The organism is Enterobacter chuandaensis (assembly GCF_003594915.1).
In the GTDB taxonomy this organism is placed as follows: Bacteria; Pseudomonadota; Gammaproteobacteria; order Enterobacterales; family Enterobacteriaceae; genus Enterobacter; species Enterobacter chuandaensis.
In genome coordinates this window covers 17,345-39,623 of sequence record NZ_QZCS01000006.1, presented here as the reverse complement: position 1 = coordinate 39,623, position 22,279 = coordinate 17,345, and the positions used below count along the sequence as shown (strand labels likewise).

At 53.8% G+C, this 22,279-nt stretch carries 21 protein-coding genes; 17 read left to right on the top strand and 4 right to left on the bottom strand.

Going from position 1 to position 22,279, the window contains the following annotated elements; all coding sequences use genetic code 11:
* Positions 1-37: 37 nt before the first annotated feature.
* Entirely contained in the window at positions 38-1,195 is a 1,158-nt protein-coding gene (gene cdaR, locus D5066_RS11395) for a DNA-binding transcriptional regulator CdaR (protein WP_023334570.1), read from the top strand.
* 69 nt (positions 1,196-1,264) lie between these two features.
* Here cdaR and D5066_RS11390 read toward each other — a convergent pair whose 3' ends face one another.
* Entirely contained in the window at positions 1,265-1,654 is a 390-nt protein-coding gene (locus D5066_RS11390) for a DUF3461 family protein (RefSeq protein WP_008501916.1), read from the bottom strand.
* Positions 1,655-1,976: 322 nt separating this feature from the next.
* Between D5066_RS11390 and D5066_RS11385 the strand changes: the two genes are divergently transcribed.
* Positions 1,977-2,609: an ECs1377 family protein gene (locus D5066_RS11385; RefSeq protein WP_119915991.1), complete on the top strand. Its 633-nt coding sequence runs from the start codon at positions 1,977-1,979 to the stop codon at positions 2,607-2,609.
* On the opposite strand, the gene dapD is transcribed toward D5066_RS11385, so the two are convergent.
* From dapD to map, 3 genes are all read right to left on the bottom strand, one after another.
* Positions 2,606-3,430: a 2,3,4,5-tetrahydropyridine-2,6-dicarboxylate N-succinyltransferase gene (dapD, locus tag D5066_RS11380; protein ID WP_119915990.1), complete on the bottom strand. Its 825-nt coding sequence runs from the start codon at positions 3,428-3,430 to the stop codon at positions 2,606-2,608. The genes D5066_RS11385 and dapD overlap by 4 nt on opposite strands.
* Positions 3,431-3,462: 32 nt before the next feature.
* Positions 3,463-6,138, bottom strand: a complete 2,676-nt coding sequence (glnD, locus tag D5066_RS11375) for a bifunctional uridylyltransferase/uridylyl-removing protein GlnD (protein ID WP_119915989.1) — start codon at positions 6,136-6,138, stop codon at positions 3,463-3,465.
* 63 nt (positions 6,139-6,201) lie between these two features.
* Positions 6,202-6,996: a type I methionyl aminopeptidase gene (gene map, locus D5066_RS11370; protein WP_014882626.1), complete on the bottom strand. Its 795-nt coding sequence runs from the start codon at positions 6,994-6,996 to the stop codon at positions 6,202-6,204.
* 322 nt (positions 6,997-7,318) lie between these two features.
* On the opposite strand from map, the gene rpsB reads away from it, so the two are divergent.
* From rpsB to rnhB, 15 genes are all read left to right on the top strand, one after another.
* Positions 7,319-8,044, top strand: coding sequence for a 30S ribosomal protein S2 (rpsB, locus tag D5066_RS11365; RefSeq protein WP_003856207.1), 726 nt, complete (start codon positions 7,319-7,321; stop codon positions 8,042-8,044).
* A 117-nt stretch (positions 8,045-8,161) separates the two neighbouring features.
* Positions 8,162-9,013 carry a translation elongation factor Ts gene (tsf, locus tag D5066_RS11360; protein ID WP_028015579.1) on the top strand — a complete coding sequence of 284 codons (852 nt, stop codon included), beginning with the start codon at positions 8,162-8,164 and terminating at the stop codon, positions 9,011-9,013.
* Between the two features lie 150 nt (positions 9,014-9,163).
* Positions 9,164-9,889: a UMP kinase gene (pyrH, locus tag D5066_RS11355; protein WP_008501910.1), complete on the top strand. Its 726-nt coding sequence runs from the start codon at positions 9,164-9,166 to the stop codon at positions 9,887-9,889.
* Positions 9,890-10,056: 167 nt separating this feature from the next.
* On the top strand, positions 10,057-10,614 hold the full coding sequence (gene frr / locus D5066_RS11350) for a ribosome recycling factor (RefSeq protein ID WP_003856180.1): 558 nt from the start codon (positions 10,057-10,059) through the stop codon (positions 10,612-10,614).
* 95 nt (positions 10,615-10,709) lie between these two features.
* Positions 10,710-11,909: a 1-deoxy-D-xylulose-5-phosphate reductoisomerase gene (gene ispC, locus D5066_RS11345; RefSeq protein WP_119915988.1), complete on the top strand. Its 1,200-nt coding sequence runs from the start codon at positions 10,710-10,712 to the stop codon at positions 11,907-11,909.
* 186 nt (positions 11,910-12,095) lie between these two features.
* A complete protein-coding gene (gene ispU / locus D5066_RS11340; protein WP_028015581.1) occupies positions 12,096-12,854 on the top strand; it encodes a (2E,6E)-farnesyl-diphosphate-specific ditrans,polycis-undecaprenyl-diphosphate synthase in 759 nt (252 codons plus the stop codon).
* Positions 12,855-12,866: 12 nt separating this feature from the next.
* Positions 12,867-13,724: a phosphatidate cytidylyltransferase gene (gene cdsA / locus D5066_RS11335; RefSeq protein ID WP_080328753.1), complete on the top strand. Its 858-nt coding sequence runs from the start codon at positions 12,867-12,869 to the stop codon at positions 13,722-13,724.
* A gap of 11 nt (positions 13,725-13,735) precedes the next feature.
* Positions 13,736-15,088, top strand: coding sequence for a sigma E protease regulator RseP (gene rseP, locus D5066_RS11330; RefSeq protein ID WP_061099167.1), 1,353 nt, complete (start codon positions 13,736-13,738; stop codon positions 15,086-15,088).
* A gap of 31 nt (positions 15,089-15,119) precedes the next feature.
* Complete coding sequence (gene bamA / locus D5066_RS11325) at positions 15,120-17,537, top strand: outer membrane protein assembly factor BamA (RefSeq protein WP_080328754.1); 2,418 nt, start codon at positions 15,120-15,122, stop codon at positions 17,535-17,537.
* 122 nt (positions 17,538-17,659) lie between these two features.
* Positions 17,660-18,154 carry a molecular chaperone Skp gene (skp, locus tag D5066_RS11320; protein ID WP_014882635.1) on the top strand — a complete coding sequence of 165 codons (495 nt, stop codon included), beginning with the start codon at positions 17,660-17,662 and terminating at the stop codon, positions 18,152-18,154.
* A 3-nt stretch (positions 18,155-18,157) separates the two neighbouring features.
* Entirely contained in the window at positions 18,158-19,183 is a 1,026-nt protein-coding gene (lpxD, locus tag D5066_RS11315; protein WP_041911190.1) for a UDP-3-O-(3-hydroxymyristoyl)glucosamine N-acyltransferase, read from the top strand.
* 102 nt (positions 19,184-19,285) lie between these two features.
* Positions 19,286-19,741, top strand: a complete 456-nt coding sequence (fabZ, locus tag D5066_RS11310; RefSeq protein ID WP_010426706.1) for a 3-hydroxyacyl-ACP dehydratase FabZ — start codon at positions 19,286-19,288, stop codon at positions 19,739-19,741.
* 3 nt (positions 19,742-19,744) lie between these two features.
* A complete protein-coding gene (gene lpxA, locus D5066_RS11305) occupies positions 19,745-20,533 on the top strand; it encodes an acyl-ACP--UDP-N-acetylglucosamine O-acyltransferase (protein ID WP_080328755.1) in 789 nt (262 codons plus the stop codon).
* Complete coding sequence (gene lpxB / locus D5066_RS11300) at positions 20,533-21,681, top strand: lipid-A-disaccharide synthase (protein WP_119915987.1); 1,149 nt, start codon at positions 20,533-20,535, stop codon at positions 21,679-21,681. Before lpxA ends, lpxB begins: the two co-directional genes overlap by 1 nt.
* A complete protein-coding gene (rnhB, locus tag D5066_RS11295; RefSeq protein ID WP_119915986.1) occupies positions 21,678-22,274 on the top strand; it encodes a ribonuclease HII in 597 nt (198 codons plus the stop codon). The genes lpxB and rnhB overlap by 4 nt, the downstream gene beginning before the upstream one ends.
* Positions 22,275-22,279 lie beyond the last annotated feature (5 nt).

Sequence of the window (22,279 nt, the reverse complement as noted above, 5' to 3'; positions counted from 1 at the left end):
CTTCCCTATGCTTGAGCTCTGCTCACAGGAGGGTTACATGGCTGGCTGGCATCTTGATACCAAAATGGCGCAGGATATTGTGGCGCGCACTATGCGCATCATTGATACCAATATCAACGTAATGGATGCCCGCGGGCGCATTATTGGCAGCGGCGATCGCGAGCGTATTGGTGAATTGCACGAAGGTGCGCTGCTGGTGCTCTCTCAGGGGCGCGTGGTCGATATTGATGATGCGGTAGCGAAACACCTGCACGGCGTACGCCAGGGGATCAACCTGCCGCTGCGTCTGGAAGGGGAAATTGTTGGCGTTATCGGCCTGACGGGTGAACCGGAATCCCTGCGGAAATACGGCGAGCTGGTCTGTATGACGGCGGAAATGATGCTGGAGCAGTCGCGCCTGATGCACCTGCTTGCCCAGGACAGCCGTTTACGCGAAGAGCTGGTAATGAACCTGATACAGGCGGAAGAGCATACGCCTGCACTCAGCGAATGGGCGCAGCGTCTGGGGATCGATCTCAACCAGCCGCGCGTGGTGGCGGTGATTGAGGTCGACAGCGGCCAGCTTGGCGTTGACAGCGCGATGGCTGAGCTGCAGCAGCTGCAAAATGCGCTGGCGACGCCGGAGCGCGACAACCTGGTGGCGATCGTCTCGCTTACGGAAATGGTGGTGCTCAAACCGGCGCTCAATGCGTTTGGCCGCTGGGATGCGGAGGATCATCGTCGCCGCGTGGAGCTGCTGATCTCCCGGATGAAGGAGAATGGTCAGCTGCGTTTTCGCGTTGCGCTGGGCAATTACTTTACCGGGCCGGGCAGCATCGCCCGCTCCTGGCGCACTGCGCGCACCACCATGATGGTGGGCAAGCAGCGGATGCCCGAGAGCCGCAGTTATTTCTACCAGGATCTGATGCTGCCGGTGCTGCTCGACAGTCTGCGTGGCGGCTGGCAGGCCAATGAGCTGGCGCGTCCGTTAGCGCGCCTGAAAGCGATGGACAACAACGGCTTGCTGCGCCGGACGCTGCAGGCGTGGTTCCGCCATAACGTGCAGCCGCTGGCGACCTCAAAAGCGCTGTTTATTCACCGCAATACGCTTGAGTACCGGCTAAACCGAATTTCGGAGCTGACGGGGCTGGATTTGGGAAACTTTGACGACAGGCTGCTGCTGTACGTGGCGCTGCAGCTGGACGAGCAGAGATGATGCTGTGTGCGGTTTTCACCCTCTCCCTGTGGGAGAGGGTCGGGGTGAGGGGATCAGGCCGCACCTAACTTATTTATTGCGCGTTAATTTCTCAAGATCCGCTTCAATCTCGCTGATCTTGTTGGTGACAACGCTTTCAAGATGACGCAAATCATCGAGGATCTTACGTTTGAGATCGACTTCAGTGCGATCGCGCTGGCAAATCTGATCGAGCTCATCGATCACATAACGCAGGTTAGGGCTGATTTCCTGCACCTCTTTGTACCCTTGTCCTACGCCGTCAGCGACGACGGTCTTACGCTGGCGTGGATATTTAAACTTCACGCTCTTGGCGAAAAACTCTCCTTTATCCTTGTGAAAATAGATTTTTAGAATGTCGTTGTTGGCTTCCTGGCGAAGGCTGTAACGATCGATTTCATCAGGATTGGTAATGCCCAGACTTTTCAGATTATCGTACATAGCGGTACCCTTATCTCAACATAACCTTTGAATAATTAATGAAAAAATTCCTTTTTGCCACCCTCATATACAAAAAAAGCGGGGTCGATCCTGATTACATTTCACTGAAATTACCGGGCAGGGAAGGTGCATTGCCCCCACTCGTTTATTGTTGTTTTTAACCACTACGTCAAGCGGAAATCCATGGAATACATGAATCTCCCCTCACAACGCTAACGCAGTATCACGATAGCCGCGGGAAAAGGCGAGCGAGACGGGTATTCAAAAGCGAGGAAATGAGGCAAAGTTATCGCACAAAAGCGTAGCCCGCGGGGATAATGACATGTCAGGACGCATTGATTATCAAATTGAAAAATACAGCTTTGGTGCCGCCGAGGAGAGCCCAAGGCTCACGCACCAGTGGGCAGAAGTTGCCGCAGAGTGCCGCCAGTTAAAGGCGGGTGCGGAAGAGCGTTTACGTATTGCCTTGCTGAACGTGGATTATGTCACCAGCTTCGAACTGCCGTTCCGACTGGTACTGACCCGCGCCCCGCAGCTTATCGCCGGGCTGCGCGATGAGTTTCAGCTAAACCAGAAGAACGTCATCTTTAACGGTAAGCGCTTTGGCTGCGTGTACAGCCTGAAAGCCGATCTTAATGCGATTCCCGAGGCTTTTCAGTACCGTATGAGTACCCGCATTCGACGGATCGATCCCACCGGGCTGACGGCAGAGCCTTTCCGGCAGATTGCCAAAGAGGTAAAAGCGCCGCGTGAGCGACTGAAGCTGGCGCTGGAGTCGGGTCTGGCTGTGACGGCTCTCGACGGGCTGTTCTGGCTGGGCAGCCAGCGTATAGCGGCGGATATCGCAGGGTTGCGAAAAAAGGGAATGGCGATCGCGACAGCGGAAACGGACGTCTTTGATGATTATACCGGGACGCACAGGCGGGTCCCGGTTTATCAACGCGTCGGGGATTAGTCGATAGTGCGCAGCAGTTCGTTGATGCCCACTTTACCGCGGGTTTTCGCATCTACTTTCTTCACGATCACCGCACAGTACAGGCTGTATTTACCGTCTTTTGATGGCAGGTTACCGGAAACGACCACGGAGCCCGCAGGAACGCGACCGTAGTGCACTTCGCCGGTTTCGCGGTCGTAAATACGGGTGCTCTGGCCGATGTAAACGCCCATAGAGATCACGGAGCCTTCTTCCACGATCACGCCTTCCACCACTTCAGAACGTGCGCCGATGAAGCAGTTGTCTTCAATGATGGTCGGGTTAGCCTGCAGTGGCTCCAGAACGCCACCGATGCCGACACCGCCGGACAGGTGAACGTTTTTACCAATCTGCGCGCAGGAGCCGACGGTTGCCCAGGTATCAACCATGGTACCTTCGTCAACGTATGCACCGATGTTTACATAGGATGGCATCAGTACGGTGTTGCGTGAGATGAACGCGCCCTGACGAACCGCCGCTGGTGGTACCACGCGGAAGCCTTCTTTCTGAAAACGCGCTTCATCGTAATCCGCGAATTTCATTGGTACTTTATCGAAGTAGCGGCTTTCTGCTCCGTCGATAACCTGGTTATCGTTGATACGGAAAGAGAGCAGCACGGCTTTCTTCAGCCATTGATGAGTGACCCACTGACCGTCGATTTTTTCTGCCACGCGCAGGGCGCCGGAATCCAGCAGGGAAATAACCTGGTTTACCGCTTCACGGGTCACGGTATCCACATTTGCCGGGGTGATCTCGGCGCGACGCTCAAAAGCGGACTCAATAACGTTCTGTAACTGCTGCATTGTTTACTCTTTCCATTTCACTAAAAAACACGTCACCCTTTATCGTTTGGATTGAGGGCTGCTGTCAACCGTTGTTGCACTTCAAGCTGCAGGTCATTATTAAGGGCACGCCGGTCTGCGGTGGCGATTATAAATAAATCTTCTACTCGCTCGCCAATGGTTGTAATTCGGGCGCCATGAAGCGAAATTCCCAGATCGGCAAAAACCTGGCCGACCCGGGCAAGCAGCCCAGGCTGGTCGAGCGCGATCAGTTCCAGGAATGATTTACGGTCGGTGTGGGTCGGCAGGAAATTGACCTCGGTATCGACGGTAAAGTGGCGTAATTTAGCCGGCTGGCGACGCGGCTGCGGCGGCTGCCAGCTGCGCTGGGTAATCGCCTGCTCCAGACCGAAGCGTATCCCTTCATGCCTGTCCGACGACAGCGGGCTGCCGTCCGGCTCCAGCACAATAAAGGTATCCATCGCCATGCCGTCGCGGGTGGTAAAAATCTGCGCGTCGTGAACGCTCAGGTTACGCCTGTCCAGCTCGGCGCAGACGGCAGCAAACAGGTAAGGCCTGTCCGGGCTCCAGATGAAAATTTCCGTTCCGCCGCGCGTGGCCTGCGGGCTGAGCAGGATCATCGGCTGAGACAGATCGTGCTTTAGCAGGTGCCGCGTGTGCCAGGCAAGCTGATTTGGGCTGTGGCGGACAAAATAGTTGGCACGACAGCGGGCCCAGATCTGATGCAGCGCCTCTTCATCAATGTTATCCATCCGCAGCAGCGCCAGCGCCTGCAGCTGGTGATGACGCACGCGCTCGCGCATGTCCGGGGTATTTTGCATCCCGCGTCGCAGCTGTTTTTCGGTGGCGAAGTACAGCTCGCGGAGCAGGCTCTGCTTCCAGCTGTTCCACAGCGTTTCGTTGGTGGCGCAAATGTCCGCCACCGTCAGGCAGACCAGATAGCGCAGACGGTTTTCCGTTTGCACCTCTTCGGCGAACTGCTTAATAACCTCAGGATCCTGAATATCGCGACGCTGGGCGGTGACCGACATCAGCAGGTGATGGCGCACCAGCCAGGCGACCAGCTGCGTTTCACGTGAGTTGAGACCGTGCAGTTCGGCAAATTTCAGCACGTCCTGCGCGCCCAGCACCGAGTGGTCGCCGCCGCGGCCCTTGGCGATGTCATGGAACAGGGCGGCAATCAGAATTAATTCCGGATGGGTCAGGCGCGGCCACAGTTCTACGCACAGCGGGTGGCGGGAACGTGTCTCTTCTTTGGCAAAGCTTTCCAGCTTAAGCATCACGCGGATGGTGTGTTCATCCACCGTATAGGCGTGGAACAGATCGAACTGCATCTGCCCGACGATGTGTGACCACTGCGGCATATAGGCCCACAGTACGCTGTGGCGATGCATCGGCAGCAGCCCGCGGCTGACGGCACCCGGGTGGCGAAGCATGCTCAGGAACAACGAGCGCGCTTCCGGGATGTAACACAAAGGCTGCGTCAGATGGCGGCGTGCATGGCGCAAATGGCGCAGGGTGGTGGAGTAGATCCCGGTGATCGTGCTGTTGCGCACCATGGTGTAGAACATCCGCAGGATCGCTTCCGGCTCGCGGATGAACAGCGTTTCGTCGCGTAGATCGATCAGCGTGCCGCGCAGCTGGAATTCGTCATCAATCGGGCGCGGCTTTTCGTCCGCCGTCAGGGCAAGGATCGCTTCATCAAACAGCTGTAAGAGCATCTGGTTCAGCTCGGTAACCCGGCGGGTGACGCGGAAGAAATCCTTCATCATCTGCTCAACCGGCTCGTTGCCTTCGCCCTGGTAATTCAGACGCTGCGCCACGCTGAGCTGACGGTCAAACAGCAGGCGGTTATCGTAGCGCGTGACTTCCAGATGCAGGGCAAAACGGATGCGCCACAGCAGGTGCAGGCATTCGTTCAGCTCGTTACGCTCGGCCTCGGTCAGGAAGCCGAAGCCGACCATCTCGTCCATCGAGGTGGCGCCAAAGTGGCGGCGGGCGACCCACTGTAAGGTGTGGATGTCGCGCAGGCCGCCGGGGCTGCTTTTGATATCGGGTTCGAGGTTATAGCTGGTGCCGTGGTAGCGCTGGTGGCGCTGGTTTTGTTCCTCGACCTTGGCGGCGAAGAATTTTTCTGAGGGCCAGAAGCCATCGCTGAAGATGTGCTTTTGCAGCTCCAGGAACAGCGCGACGTCGCCAATCAGCAGGCGGGTTTCAATCAGGTTGGTGGCGACGGTCAGGTCGGATAATCCTTCCAGCAGACACTCTTCCAGGGTGCGCACGCTGTGGCCCACTTCCAGCTTGACGTCCCAGAGCAGGGTCAGCAGCTCGCCTATTTTCTGCGCCTGTTCGTCCGGCAGCTTTTTGCGGCTCAGGATCAGCAGGTCGATATCGGAGAGTGGATGCAGCTCACCGCGGCCATAGCCCCCGACTGCAACCAGCGCGACGTCGCTCACCTGCCCGAAACCGTAGTCTATCCACAGACGCTGCAGGAGCTGGTCGATAAATTCGGTGCGTGCTTCGATGAGCTGCTCGGCAGAGACGCCCGCGTCGAACGCGCTGCCCAGCCAGCGGTGGAAAACATCCATATGGGCTTTGATATGCGCGCAGGTCAGCTCGTGCGGCGGCCAGACGCCCGGGTTATCGGGCTGGTCAGGGAGGGTGGGAAGTGCTGTGTTAGCATACTGTTCGGGTAAAAGATTACTCATCGTGCGCCACCCATAAGAAAAAGCTATCGCCATTAAAAAAGCCGGCATTTGCCGGCTCTTTTATCACTCAATGTTCGTCAGTATCGCCGGGATGGTGTCATCCTTGCGCAACGTCATAATTTCGCAGCCGTTGTCCGTTACCACAATAGTATGCTCGTACTGGGCAGACAAGCTTCTGTCTTTGGTTTTCACCGTCCAGCCGTCTTTCATGGTGCGGATGCGGTAGTCACCGGCGTTGACCATCGGTTCGATGGTGAAGGTCATGCCTTTTTGTAGCACTACGCCGCCGTCATCGGCATCATAGTGCAGAACCTGTGGTTCTTCATGGAAGACGCGGCCAATGCCGTGACCGCAGTATTCGCGCACCACGGAGAAACCTTCCGCTTCCACAAACTTCTGGATTGCCGCACCGATGGTGCGCAGGCGAATACCCGGCTTAACCATTTTCAGCGCCAGGTACAGGCTCTCTTGCGTCACTTTGCACAGACGCTCGCCCAGAATCGTTGGTTTGCCAACGATGAACATCTTCGAGGTGTCACCGTGGTACTCGTCTTTAATGACGGTCACGTCGATATTGACGATGTCGCCGTCTTTCAGCAGTTTTTCGTCGTCCGGAATACCGTGGCAAACCACTTCATTAATAGAAATGCAGACGGATTTCGGGAAGCCGTGGTAGCCGAGACAGGCGGAAACCGCGTGCTGCTCGTTGACGATATAGTCGTTACAGATGCGATCCAGTTCGCCGGTGCTGACGCCCGGTTTCACGAACGGCTCGATCATTTCCAGCACTTCCGCGGCCAGACGACCGGCGACGCGCATCTTTTCAATTTCTTCAGGTGTCTTAATAGAGATAGCCATGTAATCTGTCCATCGGTGTCGATTTTTTCGACAATACTAGTCTAAGTGTCGTCAATGGTATCAGTCAGGCACGCTCTGTGCCAAATTGAGAATCATTAACAGCACACTCCGCCAACAACTGTTGGTTTCTGGTCGTGTTTTGTGGTATAAAGCGCGCCGGACTTCCGATCCATCTCAGATACACAGGCTGGACGGAAGCGACAAATCTCACTTTGTGTAACAACACACACGTATCGGCACATATTCCGGGGTGCCCTTCGGGGTCGGTAATATGGGATACGTGGAGGCATAACCCCAACTTTCAATATAGAGGTTTTAAAACATGGCAACTGTTTCCATGCGCGACATGCTCAAGGCTGGTGTTCACTTCGGTCACCAGACCCGTTACTGGAACCCGAAAATGAAGCCTTTCATCTTCGGCGCGCGTAACAAAGTTCACATCATCAACCTTGAGAAAACTGTACCAATGTTCAACGAAGCCCTGGCTGAGCTGAACAAGATCTCTTCCCGTAAAGGTAAGATTCTGTTCGTTGGTACTAAGCGCGCTGCAAGCGAAGCTGTGAAAGATGCTGCTAACAGCTGCGACCAGTTCTTCGTGAACCATCGCTGGTTGGGCGGCATGCTGACCAACTGGAAAACTGTTCGTCAGTCCATCAAGCGCCTGAAAGATCTGGAAACCCAGTCTCAGGACGGTACTTTCGACAAGCTGACTAAGAAAGAAGCGCTGATGCGCACTCGTGAACTGGACAAGCTGGAAAACAGCCTGGGCGGTATCAAAGATATGGGCGGCCTGCCAGACGCGCTGTTCGTAATCGATGCAGACCACGAGCACATCGCTATCAAAGAAGCTAACAACCTGGGTATCCCGGTATTCGCTATCGTTGATACCAACTCCGATCCGGACGGTGTTGACTTCGTTATCCCGGGTAACGACGACGCAATCCGTGCTGTTAGCCTGTACCTGAGCGCTGTAGCTGCTACCGTTCGTGAAGGCCGTTCCCAGGATCTGGCTTCTCAGGCGGAAGAAAGCTTCGTAGAAGCTGAATAATAAGGTTTTACCCCTTATTAGTACCGTGTATGAATAGGGGCCCATTATCGGCCCCTTTTTTCAATTTACACTGTTTGGCCTCCGGCCGGGCAGTTCACATCTCCCGAGGATTTAAGAATGGCTGAAATTACCGCATCCCTGGTAAAAGAGCTGCGCGAGCGTACTGGCGCAGGCATGATGGATTGCAAAAAAGCGCTGACTGAAGCGAACGGCGACATCGAGCTGGCAATCGAAAACATGCGTAAATCCGGTGCGATCAAAGCAGCTAAGAAAGCAGGCAACGTTGCTGCTGACGGCGTGATCATCACTAAAATCGACGGCACCTACGGTATCATTCTGGAAGTTAACTGCCAGACTGACTTCGTTGCTAAAGATGGCGGTTTCCAGGCATTTGCGAACAAAGTACTGGACGCAGCTGTTGCTGGCAAAATCACTGACGTTGAAGTTCTGAAAGCACAGTTCGAAGAAGAACGTGTTGCGCTGGTTGCTAAAATCGGTGAGAACATCAACATCCGTCGCGTATCTTCCCTGGAAGGCGAAGTGCTGGGTTCTTACCAGCACGGCGCACGTATCGGTGTTCTGGTTGCGGCTAAAGGCGCTGACGAAGAGCTGGTTAAACAGCTGGCAATGCACATCGCTGCAAGCAAACCAGAATTCGTTAAGCCAGAAGACGTGTCTGCTGAAGTAGTAGAGAAAGAGTACCAGGTACAGCTGGACATCGCGATGCAGTCTGGTAAGCCAAAAGAAATCGCAGAGAAAATGGTTGAAGGCCGCATGAAGAAATTCACCGGCGAAGTTTCTCTGACTGGCCAGCCTTTCGTTATGGATCCAAGCAAGTCTGTTGCTCAGCTGCTGAAAGAGCACAATGCTGACGTAACTGGCTTCATCCGCTTCGAAGTGGGCGAAGGCATCGAGAAAGTTGAGACTGACTTCGCAGCAGAAGTTGCTGCAATGTCCAAGCAGTCTTAATGATTGAAAAGGAGCCGCCTGAGGGCGGCTTCTTTTTGTCACCCTTCACAGGAAATCAGACAGGCTCCAGTATCGCTGTGCTGATTTGCGGCATATCATGTCGCCAGAATTAACCCCCATCTTAATCGTTGACAGTCTCAGGAAAGAAACATGGCTACCAATGCAAAACCCGTGTACAAACGCATTCTGCTTAAGCTGAGTGGCGAAGCGCTGCAGGGATCGGAAGGCTTCGGTATTGACGCAAGCATCCTTGATCGCATGGCACAGGAAATCAAAGAACTGGTCGAACTGGGTATCCAGGTTGGCGTGGTCATTGGCGGTGGCAACCTTTTCCGTGGTGCTGGTCTGGCGAAAGCGGGGATGAACCGCGTTGTGGGCGACCACATGGGGATGCTGGCAACCGTGATGAATGGCCTGGCAATGCGTGACGCGCTGCATCGCGCTTATGTGAACGCCCGCCTGATGTCCGCGATCCCCCTGAATGGCGTATGCGATAATTACAGCTGGGCAGAAGCCATCAGCCTGCTGCGCAACAACCGCGTGGTGATCCTCTCCGCCGGTACGGGTAACCCGTTCTTTACCACCGATTCCGCTGCCTGCCTGCGCGGTATCGAAATCGAAGCCGATGTGGTGCTGAAAGCGACCAAAGTAGACGGCGTGTTTACTGCCGACCCGGCAAAAGATCCTTCAGCGACCATGTACGATCAGCTGAGCTACAGCGAAGTGCTGGATAAAGAGCTGAAAGTGATGGATCTTGCCGCCTTCACGCTGGCTCGCGACCACAAACTGCCGATCCGTGTCTTCAACATGAACAAGCCTGGCGCACTGCGTCGCGTGGTCATGGGCGAAAAAGAAGGCACTTTGATCACGGAATAATTTCCGTCGACGATAAATACAGGTAAGATTCCGCTTTACTTTGTAGTGGTATCTTACCTGGACGCGCCTTTGGCGTTGTCATGAATTAAACGCGACTATACTTAGCACACCTGTAGCGCTGTGCTGGCGGATAGTCTGCCTGAGACAAGTTTTCAAGGATTCGTAACGTGATTAACGACATCAGAAAAGATGCTGAAGTACGCATGGACAAATGCGTAGAAGCGTTCAAAAACCAAATCAGCAAAATCCGTACTGGCCGTGCTTCCCCAAGCCTGCTGGATGGCATCATCGTAGAATACTACGGTACGCCAACCCCTCTGCGTCAGCTGGCGAGCGTAACGGTTGAAGATACCCGTACGCTGAAAATCAACGTCTTCGATCGCTCTATGAGCCCGGCCGTTGAGAAAGCAATCATGGCCTCTGACCTGGGTCTGAACCCAAGCTCTGCGGGCGCTGACATTCGCGTTCCACTGCCTCCGCTGACGGAAGAGCGTCGTAAAGACCTGATCAAAGTGGTTCGCGGTGAAGCTGAGCAGGGTCGTGTTTCTGTGCGTAACGTACGTCGTGATGCGAACGATAAAGTGAAAGCACTGCTGAAAGAAAAAGAGATCAGCGAAGATGACGATCGTCGTTCTCAGGACGACATTCAGAAAATGACCGACGCGGCCATCAAGAAAATTGATGCGGCGCTGGCAGAAAAAGAAGCGGAACTGATGCAGTTCTGATTTCTGTCGTACACTGATAAACGCCGTTCAGAGGGACTTCGGGTCTTGCTGGCGGCGTTTTGCTTTTATCTGGTCTAACTTTTTTCGGGCATCTCATGAAGCATTTAACACTCCTCGGCTCAACCGGCTCCATCGGTTGCAGTACTCTCGACGTCGTCCGCCATAATCCTGATCTTTACACCGTGACAGCGCTGGTGGCCGGTAAGAATGTGCAGCGTATGGCTGAGCAGTGCCTGGAGTTTATGCCCCGCTATGCGGTGATGGATGACGAACAGAGCGCACGTCTGCTGAAAGCACAGCTGCGTGAGAAGGGCAGCCAAACCGAGGTGCTGAGTGGCCAGCAGGCGGCCTGCGAGATGGCGGCGCTGGATGAGGTTGATCAGGTTATGGCGGCCATCGTCGGGGCAGCCGGGCTGCTGCCGACACTTGCCGCGATCGATGCGGGTAAAGACGTTTTGCTCGCTAATAAAGAGTCTCTTGTCACCTGCGGCCGCCTGTTTATGGACGCGGTAAAACAGCGCGGGGCGCGACTTTTACCGGTCGACAGCGAGCACAACGCCATTTTTCAGAGTTTACCGCAACCTTTTCAACAGAACCTGGGGTACGCTGACCTGGAGCAGAATGGCGTGGTGTCGATTCTGCTTACCGGGTCTGGTGGCCCGTTCCGTGAAACGCCACTGTCTGAACTGCGCGCAATGACGCCGGATCAGGCGTGCCGTCATCCGAACTGGTCAATGGGGCGTAAAATCTCCGTCGATTCTGCCACCATGATGAACAAAGGTCTGGAATACATTGAAGCTCGCTGGCTGTTTAATGCGTCGGCGAAACAGATGGAAGTACTGATCCACCCGCAGTCGGTGATTCACTCGATGGTACGCTATCAAGATGGCAGCGTGCTGGCACAGCTGGGCGAGCCGGATATGCGTACGCCTATAGCCCATTCAATGGCATGGCCAAACCGGGTGAAATCCGGCGTGAAGCCGCTTGATTTCTGTAAGCTCAGTTCTCTGACGTTCAGTGAACCAGACTACGATCGTTATCCTTGTCTGAAGCTTGCAATGAATGCCTTTGACCAGGGACAGGCGGCGACCACGGCACTGAATGCAGCCAATGAAATTACCGTTGACGCATTTCTGAATCAGCAGATCCGTTTTACCGATATTGCGACCTTAAATTTATCGGTACTGGACATGATGGATTTGCGCGAGCCACAAAGCGTGGAAGAGGTGCTGGCGGTGGATACAGCTGCTCGTGATATTGCGCGTAAACAGGTGACACGTCTCGCAAGCTGGTGATAAAGCAAGCACTAGTGGTCGTGCTATTTGTTAGCGTTGGGCTTCAGTGATATAGTCTGCGCCACCTGATCGCAGGAATTTGACTTTATGTGGTCAGGTAAGCCGTGGTTTGACACGGCTTTTTTATGTACAGGCTTAAGTATTCCTGAGTACCGTTAAATCCTTTTCAGGGACAAAAAACGCGTTATGTTGTCTGCGAATCAACCAATAAGCGAAAACTTGCCAGCTCATGGCTGCCGTCATGTAGCAATTATTATGGATGGCAATGGGCGCTGGGCGAAAAGACAAGGGAAAATACGAGCCTTTGGGCATAAAGCAGGGGCGAAATCTGTTCGCCGCGCCGTCTCTTTTGCCGCCAATAACGGCATTGATGCGTTAACGCTCTATGCTTTTAGCAGTGAAAACTGGAATCGACCTCCGCAGGAAGTAACCGCGTTGATGGAATTGTTTGTGTGGGCGCTAGACAGCGAAGTAAAAAGCCTGCACCGCCACAACGTACGCCTGCGCATCATTGGCGATACCAGTCGTTTTAACTCACGTTTGCAGGAACGGATTCGTAAAGCAGAAGCGCTGACGGAAAATAATACCGGTCTGACGCTCAACGTTGCGGCGAATTACGGTGGACGCTGGGATATTATCCAGGGCGTTCGGCATCTGGCCGAACAGGTTCAGGAAGGGCTGTTGAGACCCGACCAGATTGATGAAGAGGCGCTGAGCAAGCAAATCTGCATGAATGAACTGGCACCTGTGGATTTGGTAATTAGGACAGGGGGGGAACATCGCATAAGTAACTTTTTGATATGGCAAATTGCCTATGCTGAACTTTACTTTACGGATGTTCTTTGGCCCGATTTTGATGAACAAGACTTTGAAGGTGCGCTGCATGCCTTTGCCAATCGAGAGCGTCGTTTCGGCGGCACCGAGCCAGGTGGCGACAAAGCCTGATGGGGGTAGCTTTTGCTGAAGTATCGCCTGATTTCCGCTTTTGTTTTAATACCCATTGTCATTGCGGCGCTGTTTTTACTGCCCCCGGTGGGATTCGCCATTGTTACGCTGGTGGTGTGCATGCTCGCCGCGTGGGAATGGGGACAGTTTAGCGGCTTTACCTCGCGCAGTCAGCGAGTATGGCTTGCGGTACTTTGTGGCTTAATCCTGGCCATAATGCTGTTTACGTTGCCTGAATATCACCATGATATTCGTCAACCGCTAGTTGCCGGCTCCTTATGGGTATCGTTGGCCTGGTGGGTTGCTGCGCTGTTGCTGGTGCTTTTTTATCCAGGATCAGCCGCAATCTGGCGTAATTCTAAAGTGCTGCGACTTATTTTTGGTTTGCTCACCATTGTTCCCTTTTTCTGGGGAATGGTCGCGCTGCGCGCCTGGCACTATGATGAAAACCACTACAGCGGTGCGATCTGGCTGCTGTATGTGATGATTCTCGTCTGGGGGGCTGACTCCGGGGCGTATATGTTTGGTAAACTGTTTGGCAAACATAAACTGGCGCCAAAAGTGTCTCCGGGAAAAACCTGGCAAGGCTTCATCGGCGGCTTGTTTACGGCAGCGATCATCTCCTGGGGCTATGGCGTCTGGGCAGATCTGGCAGTGGCACCGTCAATACTGCTGGTGTGCTCGATTTTTGCTGCACTTGCCTCAGTGCTCGGTGATTTAACCGAAAGTATGTTTAAGCGTGAAGCAGGGATTAAGGACAGCGGACATCTTATTCCAGGGCATGGCGGTATACTGGATCGCATTGACAGCCTGACAGCGGCTGTTCCAGTATTTGCTTGCCTGCTTTTACTGGTATTCGGGACGATTTAACGGAAGGTTTTATGCTGAGCATTCTCTGGAATCTGGCGGCGTTCATTGTTGCACTGGGTGTACTGATTACCGTGCATGAATTTGGCCATTTCTGGGTTGCTCGCCGTTGTGGTGTGCGGGTAGAGCGATTCTCCATTGGTTTTGGCAAATCACTCTGGACGCGCACCGACCGTCACGGCACGGAATTTGTCATCGCCCTTATCCCGCTTGGCGGCTACGTCAAAATGCTCGACGAACGCGTTGAGCCTGTCGCCCCCGAGCTACGACACAGCGCGTTCAATAACAAAACCGTTGGACAACGCGCCGCCATCATCGCTGCCGGACCGGTAGCCAACTTCATCTTCGCGATTTTCGCTTACTGGCTGGTGTTTATCATCGGCGTCCCTGGCGTGCGTCCGGTTGTAGGGGAAATTGCCCCTGACTCCATCGCGGCGAGTGCGCAAATTACCTCCGGGATGGAACTTAAAGCGATTGATGGCATCGAAACCCCTGATTGGGATGCCGTGCGACTGCAGCTGGTAGCCAAAATAGGCGATCCGCAGACCACCATCAGCGTATCGCCGTTTGGATCAGACGCGCGTCAGGACAAAGTACTGGATTTACGCCACTGGCGTTTCGAGCCAGACAAAGAGGATCCCGTTGCTGCGCTGGGCATTCGTCCCCGCGGCGCGCAGATTGAGCCGGTATTAGCCGAAGTACAGGCAAATTCGGCGGCGAGCAAAGCGGGTTTGCAAGCTGGTGACAGGATCGTTAAAGTCGATGGTCAACCATTAACAGAGTGGATGACCTTTGTTACTCTGGTGCGCGATAATCCGGGGACGTCCCTCGCGCTGGAAGTTGAAAGGCAAGGCAGTCCGCTTTCGCTGACGCTGATCCCGGATACGAAGTCGGTCGGCAAAAAGGCAGAAGGGTTCGCAGGCGTTGTGCCAAAAGTGATCCCGCTGCCAGATGAGTACAAGACAATACGCCAGTATGGGCCGTTCAGCGCCATTCTTGAAGCCACGGATAAAACATGGCAACTGATGAAGCTGACGGTCAACATGTTGGGGAAATTGATAACCGGTGATGTGAAACTGAACAACCTCAGTGGGCCAATTTCGATTGCTCAGGGGGCTGGGATGTCAGCGGAGTTCGGGGTGATTTACTATCTCATGTTCCTCGCGCTTATTAGCGTGAACCTTGGGATAATCAACCTGTTCCCGCTTCCCGTTTTAGACGGGGGTCATCTGCTGTTTTTAGCGATTGAAAAGCTAAAAGGCGGGCCGGTATCCGAGCGAGTTCAAGACTTTAGTTATCGCATTGGCTCGATTTTGCTGGTGCTGTTAATGGGGCTTGCACTTTTCAATGATTTCTCTCGGTTGTAAGAGAGTTAGTTAGGAAGAACGCATAATAACGATGGCGATGAAAAAGTTGCTCATAGCGTCGCTGCTGTTTAGCAGCGCCACCGTATACGGTGCTGACGGGTTCGTAGTGAAAGACATTCATTTCGAAGGCCTTCAGCGTGTCGCCGTTGGTGCGGCCCTCCTCAGTATGCCTGTGCGCCCCGGCGATACGGTTAATGATGATGATATCAGTAACACCATCCGTGCTCTGTTTGCCACCGGCAACTTCGAGGATGTCCGCGTCCTGCGCGATGGTGATACGCTGCTGGTACAGGTAAAAGAACGTCCAACGATCGCCAGTATCACTTTCTCCGGCAACAAGTCGGTGAAAGATGACATGCTCAAGCAAAACCTTGAAGCATCCGGTGTTCGTGTGGGTGAGTCTCTGGACCGCACAACCCTTTCAGACATTGAAAAAGGTCTGGAAGACTTCTACTACAGCGTCGGTAAATACAGCGCCAGCGTGAAAGCGGTTGTCACTCCGCTCCCGCGTAACCGTGTTGATCTGAAGCTGGTCTTCCAGGAAGGTGTTTCTGCGAAGATCCAGCAGATCAACATCGTGGGTAACCACGCGTTCAGCACCGACGAACTGATCTCGACCTTCCAGCTGCGCGATGAAGTGCCGTGGTGGAACGTGGTTGGCGATCGTAAATACCAGAAACAGAAACTGGCGGGCGACCTTGAAACCCTGCGCAGCTACTATCTGGATCGCGGTTACGCCCGTTTCAACATTGACTCGACTCAGGTGAGCCTGACGCCGGACAAGAAAGGGATCTATATCACGGTTAACATTACTGAAGGCGATCAGTACAAGCTTTCAGGTGTTGAAGTGAGTGGTAACCTGGCGGGGCATTCTGCTGAAATCGAATCGCTGACCAAAATTCAGCCGGGCGATTTGTATAGCGGCTCCAAAGTCACCAAGATGGAAGACAGCATTAAGAAGCTGCTCGGCCGATATGGTTATGCCTATCCGCGCGTACAGACTCAGCCGGAAATCAACGACACGGATAAAACTGTCAAGTTGCACGTTAACGTTGATGCTGGTAACCGTTTCTACGTACGTAAGATCCGCTTCGTCGGTAACGACACCTCTAAAGATTCCGTTCTGCGTCGCGAAATGCGTCAGATGGAAGGTGCGTGGCTGGGCAGCGACCTCGTTGACCAGGGTAAAGAGCGTCTGAACCGTCTGGGCTATTTTGAAACCGTGGACACTGAAACCCAGCGTATCCCGGGCAGTCCGGATCAGGTTGATGTCGTTTATAAAGTGAAAGAGCGTAACACCGGTAGCTTTAACTTCGGTGTGGGCTACGGCACGGAAAGCGGCGTTAGCTTCCAGGTCGGCGTCCAGCAGGATAACTGGCTGGGTACGGGTTACTCTGTTGGTATTAACGGTACCAAAAACGACTACCAGACCTACTCTGAGTTCTCCGTTACCAACCCATACTTCACCGTTGACGGTGTGAGCCTGGGCGGTCGTATCTTCTATAACGACTTTAAAGCGGATGACGCGGATCTGTCTTCCTACACCAACAAAAGTTACGGTGTGGACGGAACGCTTGGCTTCCCGGTTAACGAATACAACACCCTGCGTGCGGGCTTAGGTTATGTGCATAACGACCTGTCCAACATGCAACCGCAGGTGGCGATGTGGCGTTATCTGGACTCTATCGGCCAGTCTGCAAGCACATCCAGCGATGACAACGGCTTTGCGGCGGATGACTTCACCTTCAACTACGGCTGGACTTACAACCGTCTTGACCGTGGTTACTTCCCAACGGAAGGTTCTCGCGTCAACCTGAACGGTAAAGTAACCATTCCTGGTTCCGATAACGAGTTCTACAAGGTGACGCTGGATACCGCGTCCTACTTCCCGATTGATGACGATCACAAGTGGGTGGTTCTGGGTCGTACCCGTTGGGGTTATGGTGACGGTATCGGCAGTAAAGAGTTGCCGTTCTATGAGAACTTCTACGCGGGTGGTTCAAGCACCGTGCGTGGCTTCCAGTCCAACAACATTGGTCCGAAAGCGGTTTATTACGGCGGCAATGACGAAGATAACTGCGCAAGCCGTGATCCAAAACAAGTATGTAGCTCTGATGATGCAGTAGGCGGTAACGCTATGGCCGTGGCGAGCCTCGAGTTCATCACGCCGACGCCGTTTATCAGTGACAAGTACGCGAACTCCGTACGTACGTCCTTCTTCTGGGATGCGGGTACGGTGTGGGACACGAACTGGCAGAACACCGATCAGATGCGTCTGGCTGGCGTACCGGACTACAGCGATCCGAGCAATATTCGCATGTCAGCCGGTATCGCATTACAATGGATGTCACCGCTGGGGCCGTTGGTCTTCTCCTACGCCCAGCCGTTTAAGAAATACGATGGAGACAAAGCGGAGCAGTTCCAGTTTAACATTGGTAAAACCTGGTAATAATTCGCTGCAATGGAATGCGTTGGCAGTGTAGCGCTGACAACCGGCGATCGGTCAAACGGTCGCCTTGCCACGCAAAGAACGGTACCTTCTGGTGCCAATGGGATGGTAAGGAGTTAATTGTGAAAAAGTGGTTATTAGCTGCAGGTCTCGGTTTAGCGATGGCAACTTCTGCTCAGGCAGCAGACAAAATCGCAATCGTCAACATGGGTAATTTGTTCCAGCAAGTCGCTCAGAAAACCGGTGTTTCTGCGACTCTGGAAAACGAATTCAAAGGCCGTGCGAGCGAACTGCAGCGTATGGAAGGCGATCTTCAGTCTAAAATGCAGCGTCTGCAGCGTGATGGTTCTACCATGAAAGCAAGCGATCGCAGCAAACTGGAAAAAGACGTTATGGCTCAGCGCCAGACCTTCTCCCAGAAAGCACAGGCTTTCGAGCAGGATCGTCAGCGTCGTTCTAACGAAGAGCGTGGCAAGCTGGTGACTCGCATTCAGACTGCTGTTAAAGCAGTTGCTGCCGATCAGAGCATCGATCTGGTTGTTGATGCGAACGCCGTTGCTTTCAACAGCAGCGATGTTAAAGACATCACCGCTGATGTTCTGAAACAGGTTAAATAAGTAATGCCTTCAATTCGACTGGCTGATTTAGCTCAGCAGTTGGATGCAGAATTACACGGTGATGGCGATATCGTCATCACCGCTGTTGCGTCCATGCAATCTGCTAAAGCTGGCACGATTACCTTCATGGTAAGCCCTAAGTACCGTGAACAACTGGCTCAATGCCAGGCGTCAGCAGTTGTTCTGACGCAGGACGATCTTCCCTTTGCCACTGGAAGCGCGCTGGTAGTGAAAAATCCCTACCTGACGTATGCACGTATGGCTCAAATTCTTGATACCACGCCGCAGCCGGCGCAGAACATTGCTGCCAGTGCAGCGATTGATCCGACGGCCAAGCTGGGTAACAACGTGGCCGTTGGCGCAAATGCGGTTATCGAATCTGGCGTTGAGCTGGGCGATAACGTCGTGATTGGCCCGGGATGCTTCGTTGGGAAAAATACGAAAATCGGCGCTGGAACCCGTTTATGGGCCAATGTGTCCGTTTATCATGAAGTTGAAATCGGCGAAAATTGCCTCGTCCAATCCAGTACCGTGATTGGTTCAGATGGCTTTGGTTACGCGAACGATCGCGGTAATTGGGTTAAGATCCCGCAGCTTGGTCGCGTTATTATTGGCGATCGCGTGGAGATCGGCGCCTGTACCACCATTGACCGTGGTGCACTTGACGACACGATCATTGGCAATGGTGTTATCATCGATAACCAGTGCCAGATTGCGCATAACGTTGTGATTGGCGACAATACCGCGGTTGCGGGGGGCGTCATCATGGCGGGCAGCCTGAAAATTGGTCGTTACTGCATGATTGGCGGCGCGAGCGTGATTAATGGCCACATGGAAATATGCGACAAGGTGACGGTGACGGGCATGGGCATGGTAATGCGTCCTATCACTGAACCCGGCGTCTATTCCTCCGGCATTCCGCTGCAACCCAACAAGGTATGGCGTAAAACAGCAGCTCTGGTGATGAACATTGATGATATGAGCAAGCGACTCAAGTCTCTTGAGCGTAAGATCGATCAACAAGACTAAACGTCACCCGTTTAACGCTATCTTTCCCGGCCTGTCGGCTTTCTAATAAACCGGCAGGCCGTGTTATTATTGTTATCAGTACATTTTGACAGGAAGAGTATTTTGACTACTGACACTCATACTCTGCATATTGAAGAGATTTTAGAACTTCTGCCGCACCGCTACCCGTTTTTGCTGGTAGACCGTGTGCTGGATTTTGAAGAAGGTCGTTTTCTGCGCGCAGTGAAAAATGTTTCCGTGAACGAGCCGTTCTTCCAGGGGCACTTCCCGGGAAAACCTATCTTCCCGGGTGTGTTGATTCTGGAAGCGATGGCTCAGGCTACCGGTATTCTGGCGTTTAAAAGCGTTGGTAAACTGGAGCCAGGTGAGCTGTATTACTTCGCAGGTATTGATGAAGCGCGCTTTAAGCGTCCTGTCGTGCCTGGTGATCAGATGATCATGGAAGTCACTTTTGAAAAAACGCGTCGTGGCCTGACTCGCTTCAAAGGCGTAGCGCTGGTTGACGGCAAAGTTGTTTGCGAAGCGACGATGATGTGTGCTCGTAGCCGGGAGTCCTGATACGTGATTGATAAATCCGCCTTTATTCATCCTACCGCTATTGTGGAAACCGGTGCCATTATTGGTGCTAACGTCCACATTGGCCCGTTCTGTATTGTTGGACCCCATGTCGAAATTGGTGAGGGTACAGTACTGAAATCTCACGTTGTCGTGAATGGTCATACGACCATTGGCTGCAACAACGAGATTTATCAGTTCGCTTCCATCGGTGAAGTAAACCAGGATCTGAAATATGCTGGTGAGTCGACCCGTCTGGAAATTGGCGATCGTAACCGTATTCGCGAAAGCGTCACCATTCATCGTGGAACAGTACAGGGTGGTGGGTTGACGAAGGTGGGCAGCGATAACCTGTTTATGGTTAATGCGCATATCGCGCACGACTGTACCGTGGGTGACCGCTGTATTCTTGCCAACAACGCAACGCTGGCAGGACACGTATCGGTTGATGACTTCGCAATTATTGGCGGCATGACCGCAGTCCATCAGTTCTGCATCATTGGTGCACATGTGATGGTCGGCGGATGCTCCGGTGTGGCGCAGGACGTCCCACCGTATGTGATTGCGCAGGGCAACCATGCCACGCCGTTTGGCGTGAACATCGAAGGCCTCAAGCGTCGTGGCTTTAGCCGCGAAGCGATTACTGCTATCCGCAACGCGTACAAGCTGCTGTACCGTAGCGGTAAAACGCTGGAAGAGGCGAAGCCGGAAATTGCCGAGCTGGCGGATAAGCATCCTGAAGTGAACGCGTTCATGGAATTCTTTGACCGTTCAACAAGGGGTCTGATTCGTTAATGGTCGACAGTCGTCCGCTTACGATAGCCCTGGTCGCCGGAGAAACCTCCGGCGATATTCTTGGTGCAGGTCTCATCCGGGCTCTTAAGGCGCGCGTACCCAATGCTCGCTTTGTCGGCGTTGCTGGCCCGCTGATGCAGGCCGAAGGCTGTGAAGCCTGGTATGAAATGGAAGAGCTGGCCGTGATGGGCATTGTCGAGGTGCTGGGGCGCCTGCGCCGTTTGCTGCATATTCGTGCCGATCTCACCCGCCGCTTTACCGAGCTTAAACCCGATGTGTTTGTCGGTATCGACGCACCTGATTTCAACATTACCCTCGAAGGGAATCTGAAAAAGCAGGGCATCAAAACCATTCACTATGTCAGTCCGTCCGTGTGGGCGTGGCGACAGAAACGCGTTTTCAAAATCGGACGGTCCACCAACCTTGTGCTGGCTTTCCTGCCTTTCGAAAAAGCGTTTTACGACAAATTTAATGTTCCGTGCCGTTTTATCGGTCACACCATGGCCGATGCCATGCCTCTGGATCCGGATAAAAACGCGGCACGCGACGTGCTGGGCATCCCGCATGATGCGCACTGTCTGGCACTGTTGCCGGGCAGCCGTGGCGCAGAAGTTGAGATGCTGAGCGCTGATTTTCTGAAAACCGCGCAGATTCTTCGCGAGACCTGGCCCGATCTTGAAGTGGTTGTGCCGCTGGTGAATGCCAAACGCCGCGAGCAGTTCGAGCGCATCAAAGCCGATGTTGCCCCGGATCTTCACGTCCGTCTTCTCGACGGGAAAGGGCGGGAAGCCATGTACGCGAGCGATGCCGCACTGCTGGCCTCCGGCACGGCGGCGCTGGAATGTATGCTGGCGAAATGCCCAATGGTGGTCGGTTATCGCATGAAGCCGTTTACCTTCTGGCTGGCAAAACGCCTGGTGAAAACGGATTATGTCTCCCTGCCAAACCTGCTTGCCGGGCGAGAGCTGGTTAAAGAGCTTTTGCAGGATGAGTGCCAGCCGCAGGCGCTGGCGGATGCCCTGCTGCCGCTGCTCGCCAACGGCAAAACCAGCCACCAGATGCACGATACCTTCCGCGAACTGCATCAACTGATCCGCTGTAATGCTGATGAGCAAGCGGCCGATGCGGTGCTGGAGTTAGCAAAATGATGGAATTTGTTTATCCTCACACTCGCCTTGTGGCGGGGGTGGATGAAGTGGGTCGTGGCCCGTTAGTGGGTGCCGTGGTGACTGCTGCGGTGATCCTCAATCCGGCTCGCCCGATCGTCGGGCTGAACGACTCTAAAAAATTGTCCGAAAAGCGCCGGCTGGCGCTGTTCAGTGAGATTCAGGAAAAGGCGCTGGCCTGGAGCCTGGGGCGCGCTGAACCGCATGAAATAGACGAACTGAATATTTTGCATGCCACGATGCTGGCGATGCAGCGTGCGGTAGCGGGCCTGAAAATTGCCCCGGAATATGTTCTGATTGACGGCAACCGCTGTCCGGCGTTGCCGATGCCGTCGCTGGCTGTCGTCAAAGGTGATAGCCGGGTCGCAGAGATCAGTGCAGCTTCTATTATTGCCAAAGTGACACGCGATGCCGAAATGGCCGCGCTGGACCTCACTTACCCTCAGTATGGTTTCGCCCAGCATAAAGGGTATCCAACGGCTTTCCATCTGGAAAAGCTGGCTGAACATGGCGCAACTGAACATCACCGACGCAGCTTTGGTCCGGTGAAACGCGCGCTGGGACTGGTGTCCTGAATCAA

Excerpts from the sequence above, each read along its gene's own strand:
- cdaR (WP_023334570.1), top strand. The coding sequence starts at position 38 with ATGGCTGGCTGGCATCTTGATACCAAAATGGCGCAGGATATTGTGGCG.
- D5066_RS11390 (WP_008501916.1), bottom strand. The coding sequence starts at position 1,654 with ATGTACGATAATCTGAAAAGTCTGGGCATTACCAATCCTGATGAAATC.
- D5066_RS11385 (WP_119915991.1), top strand. The coding sequence starts at position 1,977 with ATGTCAGGACGCATTGATTATCAAATTGAAAAATACAGCTTTGGTGCC.
- dapD (WP_119915990.1), bottom strand. The coding sequence starts at position 3,430 with ATGCAGCAGTTACAGAACGTTATTGAGTCCGCTTTTGAGCGTCGCGCC.
- glnD (WP_119915989.1), bottom strand. The coding sequence starts at position 6,138 with ATGAGTAATCTTTTACCCGAACAGTATGCTAACACAGCACTTCCCACC.
- map (WP_014882626.1), bottom strand. The coding sequence starts at position 6,996 with ATGGCTATCTCTATTAAGACACCTGAAGAAATTGAAAAGATGCGCGTC.
- rpsB (WP_003856207.1), top strand. The coding sequence starts at position 7,319 with ATGGCAACTGTTTCCATGCGCGACATGCTCAAGGCTGGTGTTCACTTC.
- tsf (WP_028015579.1), top strand. The coding sequence starts at position 8,162 with ATGGCTGAAATTACCGCATCCCTGGTAAAAGAGCTGCGCGAGCGTACT.
- pyrH (WP_008501910.1), top strand. The coding sequence starts at position 9,164 with ATGGCTACCAATGCAAAACCCGTGTACAAACGCATTCTGCTTAAGCTG.
- ispC (WP_119915988.1), top strand. The coding sequence starts at position 10,710 with ATGAAGCATTTAACACTCCTCGGCTCAACCGGCTCCATCGGTTGCAGT.
- ispU (WP_028015581.1), top strand. The coding sequence starts at position 12,096 with ATGTTGTCTGCGAATCAACCAATAAGCGAAAACTTGCCAGCTCATGGC.
- rseP (WP_061099167.1), top strand. The coding sequence starts at position 13,736 with ATGCTGAGCATTCTCTGGAATCTGGCGGCGTTCATTGTTGCACTGGGT.
- bamA (WP_080328754.1), top strand. The coding sequence starts at position 15,120 with ATGGCGATGAAAAAGTTGCTCATAGCGTCGCTGCTGTTTAGCAGCGCC.
- lpxD (WP_041911190.1), top strand. The coding sequence starts at position 18,158 with ATGCCTTCAATTCGACTGGCTGATTTAGCTCAGCAGTTGGATGCAGAA.
- lpxB (WP_119915987.1), top strand. The coding sequence starts at position 20,533 with ATGGTCGACAGTCGTCCGCTTACGATAGCCCTGGTCGCCGGAGAAACC.
- rnhB (WP_119915986.1), top strand. The coding sequence starts at position 21,678 with ATGATGGAATTTGTTTATCCTCACACTCGCCTTGTGGCGGGGGTGGAT.